This window comes from Paenibacillus sp. GSMTC-2017 (assembly GCF_016019935.1).
Classification (GTDB): Bacteria; Bacillota; Bacilli; order Paenibacillales; family Paenibacillaceae; genus Pristimantibacillus.
On record NZ_JAECMT010000008.1, the window covers coordinates 88,341 to 97,354 of the forward strand.

Sequence of the window (9,014 nt, forward strand, 5' to 3'; positions counted from 1 at the left end):
TATTAAAACAATAAATTTATTAAAATACCGCGTATTTCGCCTATTTTATTCAAGAGATCAATTCTGCCTTGCTCGCTATCAAGCAAGTCTTCTGCCATCGTTACAAGTGTGGCATCAATTTCATCCAATAGTTTATAACGCTTTATTCTTCCTCTTCGATCAAATCCGCGCACTTCCTTAAGTCCTATACCACGACGTATCGTGTCCTCAAGAAATTGCTTCACCATCTGACGATACAGCATTAGCTCCCGTACCGTCATATTTTTGGCCAGTCGATCTCCTTGCCGATGAATATTTTGCAGTTTGGCATTAAGCTGCTCTTGTGTCCGCTGAGCATCCTGCTGCACCATTACATCTGCAAAGCTTGTATGCTGAACAGGCTTTGCACCTGAATCAGTGTTCGTTCGATTTTGCCCTAGTGGTCGCCATCCTTGATCAACTCTCATTTATGTCACACCCAATCAGAAGTGTTCGAATCTCTCAACCGGAACAACGAATACGGCCGCACCGCCTATTTGTACTTCCACAGGGAAAGGAAGATAGGAATCTGTAGATCCACCCATCGGCGATACTGGTGTAACTAATTGATCACGCACTTTGCAGTTCGTGCTAATGACCTGAAATACTTCCTGCACACGCTCATCCTCGATTCCGATCATAAACGTTGTATTTCCCGACCTTAGAAAACCGCCCGTACTTGCAAGCTTCGTTGCCCTGAAGCCTTCACGTATAAGTGCGTTCGATAATCTGTTGCTATCCTTGTCCTGAATAACCGCGATTACTAATTTCATCTTCATTCCCCCTGGATTACTATTAGAATAGGTTATTACACACATGATTAGTCATTCGGTAATGACAGAGATCATTATGAACGCTGTACGTTTTACATCGGTTACATTACTTCTTTCAGTCGGCGTTCTACGATAGATAATACCGCTTGAAACACTTCTTCCCGCTCGAGCTCTGCATTAACGAGTTCGATACGTTCTGGATATTGCGAAAGCAGTAATTGATATCCTTCTCTTACCCGTTCGTGAAAGGAATGAAGCTCAAGATCCAATCGATTAATTTCTCTATCTCCTGCTTGTGAAATTCTTGCAAGACCAACTTCAGGAGTTACATCCATAAATACGGTTAGCATTGGCATCGTATCCTTAATGGCAAATTGATTAATTGCCCATACATCATCCATACCAAGACCTCGTGCATGACCCTGATAGGCTAAGCTGCTATCTACAAATCGATCACAGATAACAATCTTTCCTTCTTCAAGAGCTGGAATCACCTTCTCTACAAGATGTTGTCTACGTGATGCAGCATAGAGCAGAGCTTCCGTTCTCGCATCCATCATCGTATGCTCTGTATCGAGAATAACAGTGCGAATTTTTTCTGCAATTGGGATACCGCCAGGTTCTCTTGTTGCTACTACGCTCATGCCCTTCTCTTGCAGTGTATTCACAAGACGTGTAATGAGTGATGTTTTGCCGGCACCTTCGCCGCCTTCTATAGTAATAAAATATCCTCTATTCAAGCCTAAGTTGCCCCTAACCTATGAAATACGATTTGTTCCCTTTATTGTAACAAAGGTAAGCCTACTACTACAACGAACTTTTCATATAAACCCGCATAAATACACGATTTTTTAGTCCCTTTTTTGGTCAATAAATACTTTAATCGTCGATAGTTCAGTGTTATCGGCTCCTTGAAACTTTGCACCAGCAGTAGCTAATGATTCAATTTGACTAATCGTATCAACAGTAAGTCTTTCACCCACATATACGAGTGGAATTCCTGGCGGATAAGGAACTATCATTTCTGCCGATTGAAGTCCTTCACACTGACGAAGTTGCATACTGGCAATCTCTCTTTTCACTATATGATCTCTTGCAAATGAAACTGGAACTCCTATTCCTGAACTATCTTTTAAAATAATTTCAGTTGAAGATGACTTTTCTGTTCCTGTCCCCATAACGATGATTGCTCCACTTTTATTATATTTACTATGAATAGAAGTAATTGCTACCCGAAGCTTTCCAATCTCTACTTCGGTCATATGAATGCCCATTACTAATACGACATAACGAAGGTCTGCCATCTCTGCCCAACATCCATGTTGCTCCAGTTCTTTAAGCAGTTCATATCCCGATAAATGTCCAGTTTGGTCATATAACAGCACCCTTAATGGATCAAGTTGTCTTATGTTTTCCGCCTCTAATTCTTCATCCCAGTTAACTGTTCGCACGATTAATTGTTCATTATTTACCCATCTATTAAATGAATTAACAGCATCTAATACAGGTTGAAACAGTTCCGAACCCAACGTTTGCACCATTGCTCTAGCAATATCGAGCGATGCCATAATTGGGAATGATGGACTTGAGCTTTGTATCATTGAAAGTGACTGAACTAATGACCCACGATCTATAAGATCTCCTTGGACATGCAACATCGCACCCATCGTAAGAGCAGGTAATGTCTTATGAGTAGATTGTACGACCGCATCCGCCCCAGCCGCTAACGCTGATTGTGGCAGCTTCGAGTGGAACCCATAATGTGCACCATGCGCCTCATCTACTATTAGAGGAATGCCACTGCGATGGACACTATCCGCATAAGCATCAAGTTTTATACTTATTCCATAATAGTTTGGATTGGTCAAAAAGACTGCTGTAGCTTTAGGGTATTGCATTAATGCAGTCTCGACTTGATCAAGTGATGGGATTGTAGCTAAACCAGTAGTTTTATCGAACTGTGGGGTCAAAAATACAGCTGTAGCACCTGCAAGCTTCAAACCGTTAATAACAGACTTATGTACATTTCGTTGTACGATTATTGTATCTCCCGGCGTACATATCGTTAGCAGCAATGCAAGATTGCCAGATGTACTACCACCTACAAGAAAATACGTATCTTCCGCCCCGAAACATTTTGCAGCTAAAGACTGTGCATCTTTTATCGCCCCTTCGGGGTGATGGAGATCATCCGTCGCGGATATTTCCGTAAGATCAATTTCCATTATTGGCTTAAAACGATCCGTTATTTCTTTCGTTTGCTCGCTTACTTTTTCAAGAAGATGCAAAGACTCGCTATTATGATGTCCAGGTACGTGGAAGCTAGCTGGTTTAGTCGTAGCATGACTGACTAGCATTTCGTAAAGTGGAGCATGAAATGATTTCATTTCTATTTAACATTCCTTTCAACTATACGAATAACTTTATTCCTTTATTGTACCGAATGTCTGTATGAGGCGTAAATGATTGCATAAGTTCGCAAAAAAAAAGAACAGCTTCTGTCACCAGCCGCCGTTCACGCATTCTTTTCCATAAATATAGCTTTCATTTGATGAATGAAGAATGGATATTTAGCATCTTTTACGTCTGTTTTAACCATTTCCATCTCACAAGGAATACAGATGAAACCCGAAATAATTCGTATGCCTTCACCTTCCGCCTTCATTTCACCACAAATATTACAATAATGATCGCGATTATCGTTCATAACAATCCCCGCCTTCTATCACCTTTAATATATACCTACTATTATGGCATATAGTCTATCGAAATATACTTGTTTCATAACCTTTTTCAAATATTTGTATATCGTATGCAGGATGACGGCATTAGGTGATTGCAGAACGTAATGAAGTGTGTATAAAAGGTTCAGTAAACGTTTAAGTAAGCCGATATTATGTAATGAGGTATGCACATTAGATAGGACATTAGGGGAAGGATGTTCCACATGAAACAATCATTATCCGAACAAAAAAATGCCACCATTTATCAATACCAGCTTGTAAAAAGGGTCTTCATCCATTCCGAGCTTATTATAAGCCATCTTATTACTGGAGCTATCTTCGTCGCTTTCCAAATGCTCTTCTATCAAATGGATGGATTATTTTCTGCACTGCTAGGTTTTGCTATCGTACAATTTCTTCATCTTCTTATCTTATTGCTTACCTTTATTCGTGTCGATGAAGCCGTTGACCGACAATGGATATGGCGTATCAATCCGCCTTGGATCGGCTTCAAACCGGCTAATGAAATCAAATTGTCGCTGTTTCGTCGTGTACATCGCCAGCTTTTCTGGGTAGGATTATGTTTGATTGCCTTATTGTATCCTTGGTTATCGGCATCTATGATGATTAGTCTAGTTTGTTGGCATATGTGGCTAATTGTACCGAGAATGCTCCTTTCCTTCGTGTTCCGCAAACAACGCAAGGATGGTGTATTAAGGCTACAAACAAAAGAGGCATCTTATTATCATCGATAACATTATTTTGATGTGTGCAAATTAATATGTTCTATTAACTCTGACCGCTTGTAAACGACAAATTTATATTACGTATTGTTTTTAGCGAGATTATGGCATCGTTGTAGTCTCCTCTAATATTGCATTGGAATTATGTAAACCTTTAGTCCAAAAAACTCAATACATAGAGCAATAATTCTTTTTTAATCCCAATTTATCCTATTAATTTTGTTATAGCAATACAATCCTGCACTTAACATTATTTACGAATAATCATTTAAAATGCGAAAAAAGACGCTACATCGTAAGTAGAAAACTCTACTTATAAGATAGCATCTTAAATCCGTTATACGGCTAGCGTATTCGTATATGGTTGTGCAGATAGTAGAGCGCAATAAACGCCATTCGCCCTCATAAGATCATGATGAGTTCCTTGTTCAGCCAATGCTCCGTTATCCATAACGAAAATAATATCAGCATTTTCAATTGTTGAAAGTCGGTGCGCAATCATTATCGTTGTAAGACCTTTTCTTTTCTCCTCCAATGCAGATAGAAGCAGTCTCTCCGTTTCCAGATCAAGAGCTGATGTAGCTTCGTCCAGAACAAGGATCTCGGGGTTGCCTAATATTGCTCTAGCTATTGCAATTCGCTGGCGTTGTCCCCCTGAAAGCTTTATGCCTCTTTCACCGATATTCGTATTGTAGCCATCTGACAACTGCTCAATAAATGTATGGATTTGTGCAATTCGACATGCTTCGATCATATCCTCTTCGTTTACGAACTTACGCCCAAGCATCAAATTTTCACGAATGGTGTCTGAGAAAAGATACGGGTCCTGAAAGACGATCGTTATTTTATTTGACCAATCATTATAGTCAATTTGTGATAACGGTACATTATTAACTTTAATATCGCCCTGCTGAGCTTGATAGAAACGAATCAATAGCTGCGCAATCGTCGACTTACCTCCACCACTTGTACCAACAAAAGCAATTTTGCGACCTATTGGCAGTTGGGCAGAAAACTGATGTATGACCTCTGGCAAGTTTTCTGCATAACGAAAGGATATCTTTTCGATGCTCATCGTTGTAATTGGTCCTTCTAACCGCTTCTCAGCTTTTGGCCGTTGCTCTGTATCAAGAGCTAACTGTATCCGATCCATATAAGCTAGTTGTCCAGCTAACCGCATAAAAAATTGGAAGATATAATAACATGAATCTGATAGTTGAACCGCAAACTGAAATACGATAACAAATGTACCTGGCGACATTTGGCCATTTATTAGCTGATATCCACCAAAAGCTAATACCAGTAGACCTATACCCCACTTCAGCGGATCACTTCTATTCATTTGTTTATTTACAACTTTTCCTTCCGCCATCACTTCATCAAAATATTCACCGAACATCTTTTGAAAGAGTTTCGACTCCCACTCCATACGATGGTAAGCGACAACCTCTCTCGTAGATGCTACACCTTCTTCAATTTGGGTAAGTAGTACTGCTTGTTTCTCTGCTACTCGCTTTGCAGCTCCTTTAAGCTTAGGCATGAAATGAATAGCCGTTAAAATATATATAGCACACATCACCAGCACTAGGAGTAGGAGGAGCGGACTAGCTATACCTATAACTACAACCAACAATAAAAATTGAAGAATATTTTGCAATCCTCTTGGCATTTCATAACCTAAAAAGCTAGATAAATGAAACAACTCATGCGTTAACGACTGTACATATTTCCCCGTTCTTTCCTTATTAAAACGTGCAATAGGCAAGTTCTCCATCCGAACAAGCAATTTGCGAAGTAAAGCATGGCTAACAGCAAACTCATTTTTGACAAGTCTTCTGCTAGTGATAATAAACATGAGTGCATAAATTAGACCTGTCAGACCGAATATAGACAAAATAGTAGGCAATAAATCATATTGTTTCTCAACAAATACCTGATCAATCAAATTCCGCTGAATATATACAAGTGCTAGAAGGGAAACAGATTCAACAATAATGTACAACAAGGCGACTAGACCAGCCCATCTTATAACAGGAATCGTATGCACATAAATAAAGGTTATATACTTTTTCATGAGGATACCTCCTGTGTGAGCACTGTATCTTGTTTGTTTTCACCCTGCTCTAGCGTATATAACAATCCTTTACGTGCAATTAACTCGTCATAACTGCCTATCTCCGCAGCTACTCCATTCTGAACAACAACTAGAGTATCGAAATGTTTTACTGTCGACAACCGGTGTGCAATCGCAATCGTCGTCCTACCAATTAAAATCTCATCAAGTGCCTTCTGTACTTCAGCTTCACTTACATTGTCTAGAGAAGATGTTGCCTCATCGAGTAAAATAATTGCAGGTTGCTTAATAAACATGCGAGCTATTGAAACTCGCTGCTTCTGTCCACCGGATAGTTTCATCCCTCTTTCTCCTACAATAGTGTCGTAGCCCTCAGGTAATTCCATAATAAAATCATGTGCATAAGCTGACTTTGCAGCAGCTACAATCTCATCATCCGTTGCTTCTGGTTTGCCAAAACGAATATTTTCTTTCACAGATGAACCAAACAGATATGTTTCTTGAAACACGTACCCAATAGAACCTCGAAGCTGACTTAATGTAAGCTCGTGAATGGGCGCACCATCTATCTTGATATTTCCTGAACTAGGGTCATAGAATCTACCAATCATTTTGAATAAAGTCGTTTTCCCCCCTCCGCTTGCTCCTACAAAAGCCACCTTATCCCCTGCTCGTATATGCAAGTTAAACCCTTTTAACACTGGAGGTTGATCTGGATAAGCAAAGTGTATATTTTCAAAATGGACATTACCCTTCACTTCATCCAGCACAATTGGCGAATCCGATTCTTTAATTTCTATCGGTGTCTGCATAAATTGATATAGGGGATCGATTTGTTCAATAATCATTCGTTGCTCAGTGAGTAGTGTAACTAAAATCGTAAGTTTATATATGGTCGTCATAAATAACATACTGAAAGCAACAAATTCTCCTAAGGTTAACCAATTATTAATAATTCCGATGTAACCTAAATAAAATACGCCAATAGCCCCTATGTAAAAAGAAAGTCTGCGTACACTACCTCTTGCAAATCCATAACCTGCATTTGCAAGATGGGTTCGAGCCCAATTATTGTGGTTTTCATATGTACGGGCATGATACCAATCCTGTGATCGGAACGCTCGAAACTCTCTTAACCCAGAAATACTTTCATAAATTTTTTGATTATACTTAATACGCGCTTCTCCAGTTCTTCGACCGTAACTAACTGCCTTCTTTTCAAAATAGGGTCCAATCAAATAGTAAAGCCCCATTGTCGGTATAATCATAAGTGATAATAAGCCGCTTATGCTTATCAAAATACAAATCGCTACTACAGCAAACATAAAGTTTTCAATAACAGCAGGTAAAGTTCTGCGATACATACGTTGAACAGAGGCTACTTCCGAATTAAACATGGATAAAGTTTCGCCGGCTGGATGCCGCTCGTAATGAGCGAATCCAAGATTTCTGAGATGTGAAAATATTGCACTTTGCAATCCCTTTGAAGCCAACTCTGATATTTCACGTTGTTTTAGATTACCAATATTTTTTGCCACAAGCATAAGCACATTAATGATACAAAGAATAACGATAAGCCACACGAATAAGGTAGTATCTTTATTTACTAACACGTCATCAATTAGAAACTGAATAATTTTGGGTGTGATAGTTTCACTTGCAACTGCCAACATACCACATAGAGAAACGATACCTAACTTTTTGCGATAAGGATAAAGAAACGACAATGTCCACCAGTAGGATTGATTCCTTTCACCACTATTCCCCATATCCCAAACTCCCATCTCTTTCTATCCATTAAAATCAAATACTAATTGTTATGTATAATAATGTCAATGATGTTGTCGTAAATATATTTAGCTAAGTGTTACAAAAAAGCCTACTGCAAGATTAGCGGTAGTCTCGTAATTAGTGGGTTTGGTGGGTTTGGTGGGTTTGGTGGGTTTGGTGGGTTTGGTGGGTTTGGTGGGTTTGGTGCGTGGTATAGGGTTCTTCGTTTTTGGCAACGTTCATTCCACAACCGGTGAATCACCCTACCCCATCTGAATGACTAAGAACTCGGGCTAATAAGTGTATTTTTACGTTTAGAAAAAGAATAAACGAGGAGTTTCATAATTATAAGCGTATTTTTACGCTTAAAAGAAGTACTTATTGACCTTCCTCAGTAAATAGTGGGATATATGCACTTAGATTGAGGTATTAGAATGAGAACTTACATTGAGGAGTGGGCTGATAGTAATTTCTTCGTGCTTGGCAACGGCCATTCCGCACCGGATGAATCAGCATCTCGAGCTACTCCACGGTCGGCATCTAAACCTTCCGCTAAAAACCGAGTCAGCTACGCCGAGTTACTTCGATCAAAAGGGTTAGATACTCTCCCAGTAGGGAGAAGAACGTTGCCGTAGGAATGCGCATTGGCATAGCCAACATGCACATTTCTGTACGCACAAAAAAACTACCGCAGTTAGATGCGGTAGTTTATTCGTGCTTGGCAACGGCCATTCCGCACCGGATGAACCAGCATCTCGAGCTACTTCACGGTCGGCATCTAAACCTTCCGCTAAAAACCGGGTCAGCTACGCCGAGTTACTTCGATCAAAAGGGTTAGATACTCTCCCAATAGGGAGAAGAACGTTGCCATAGGAATGTGCATTGGCATAGCCAACATGCACATTCCTATGGC

At 39.8% G+C, this 9,014-nt stretch carries 10 protein-coding genes; 3 read left to right on the forward strand and 7 right to left on the reverse strand.

What is annotated here, in order from left to right; translation table 11 throughout:
• Positions 1 to 2: 2 nt before the first annotated feature.
• The 5 genes from I6N90_RS23395 to I6N90_RS23415 form a co-directional block, all read right to left on the reverse strand.
• The gene (locus I6N90_RS23395; RefSeq protein WP_197938222.1) at positions 3 to 446 is read right to left on the reverse strand and encodes a YaaR family protein; all 444 of its coding nucleotides are present in this window, start codon (positions 444 to 446) and stop codon (positions 3 to 5) included.
• Positions 447 to 461: 15 nt separating this feature from the next.
• The gene (locus I6N90_RS23400) at positions 462 to 791 is read right to left on the reverse strand and encodes a cyclic-di-AMP receptor (protein ID WP_197938224.1); all 330 of its coding nucleotides are present in this window, start codon (positions 789 to 791) and stop codon (positions 462 to 464) included.
• Positions 792 to 892: 101 nt separating this feature from the next.
• The gene (gene tmk, locus I6N90_RS23405; RefSeq protein WP_197938226.1) at positions 893 to 1,531 is read right to left on the reverse strand and encodes a dTMP kinase; all 639 of its coding nucleotides are present in this window, start codon (positions 1,529 to 1,531) and stop codon (positions 893 to 895) included.
• A gap of 111 nt (positions 1,532 to 1,642) precedes the next feature.
• On the reverse strand, positions 1,643 to 3,178 hold the full coding sequence (locus I6N90_RS23410; RefSeq protein ID WP_197938228.1) for an aminotransferase class I/II-fold pyridoxal phosphate-dependent enzyme: 1,536 nt from the start codon (positions 3,176 to 3,178) through the stop codon (positions 1,643 to 1,645).
• 128 nt (positions 3,179 to 3,306) lie between these two features.
• The gene (locus tag I6N90_RS23415; RefSeq protein ID WP_197938230.1) at positions 3,307 to 3,498 is read right to left on the reverse strand and encodes a sigma factor G inhibitor Gin; all 192 of its coding nucleotides are present in this window, start codon (positions 3,496 to 3,498) and stop codon (positions 3,307 to 3,309) included.
• 240 nt (positions 3,499 to 3,738) lie between these two features.
• Between I6N90_RS23415 and I6N90_RS23420 the strand changes: the two genes are divergently transcribed.
• On the forward strand, positions 3,739 to 4,269 hold the full coding sequence (locus tag I6N90_RS23420; protein WP_197938232.1) for a transposase: 531 nt from the start codon (positions 3,739 to 3,741) through the stop codon (positions 4,267 to 4,269).
• A gap of 325 nt (positions 4,270 to 4,594) precedes the next feature.
• On the opposite strand, the gene I6N90_RS23425 is transcribed toward I6N90_RS23420, so the two are convergent.
• Positions 4,595 to 6,331, reverse strand: coding sequence for an ABC transporter ATP-binding protein (locus I6N90_RS23425; protein ID WP_197938233.1), 1,737 nt, complete (start codon positions 6,329 to 6,331; stop codon positions 4,595 to 4,597).
• On the reverse strand, positions 6,328 to 8,100 hold the full coding sequence (locus I6N90_RS23430) for an ABC transporter ATP-binding protein (RefSeq protein WP_197938234.1): 1,773 nt from the start codon (positions 8,098 to 8,100) through the stop codon (positions 6,328 to 6,330). Before I6N90_RS23430 ends, I6N90_RS23425 begins: the two co-directional genes overlap by 4 nt.
• 435 nt (positions 8,101 to 8,535) lie before the next feature.
• On the opposite strand from I6N90_RS23430, the gene I6N90_RS23435 reads away from it, so the two are divergent.
• Both I6N90_RS23435 and I6N90_RS23440 read left to right on the forward strand, forming a co-directional pair.
• On the forward strand, positions 8,536 to 8,736 hold the full coding sequence (locus I6N90_RS23435; protein ID WP_197938235.1) for a hypothetical protein: 201 nt from the start codon (positions 8,536 to 8,538) through the stop codon (positions 8,734 to 8,736).
• Between the two features lie 79 nt (positions 8,737 to 8,815).
• Positions 8,816 to 8,974, forward strand: coding sequence for a hypothetical protein (locus I6N90_RS23440; protein ID WP_197938236.1), 159 nt, complete (start codon positions 8,816 to 8,818; stop codon positions 8,972 to 8,974).
• Positions 8,975 to 9,014: the final 40 nt, after the last annotated feature.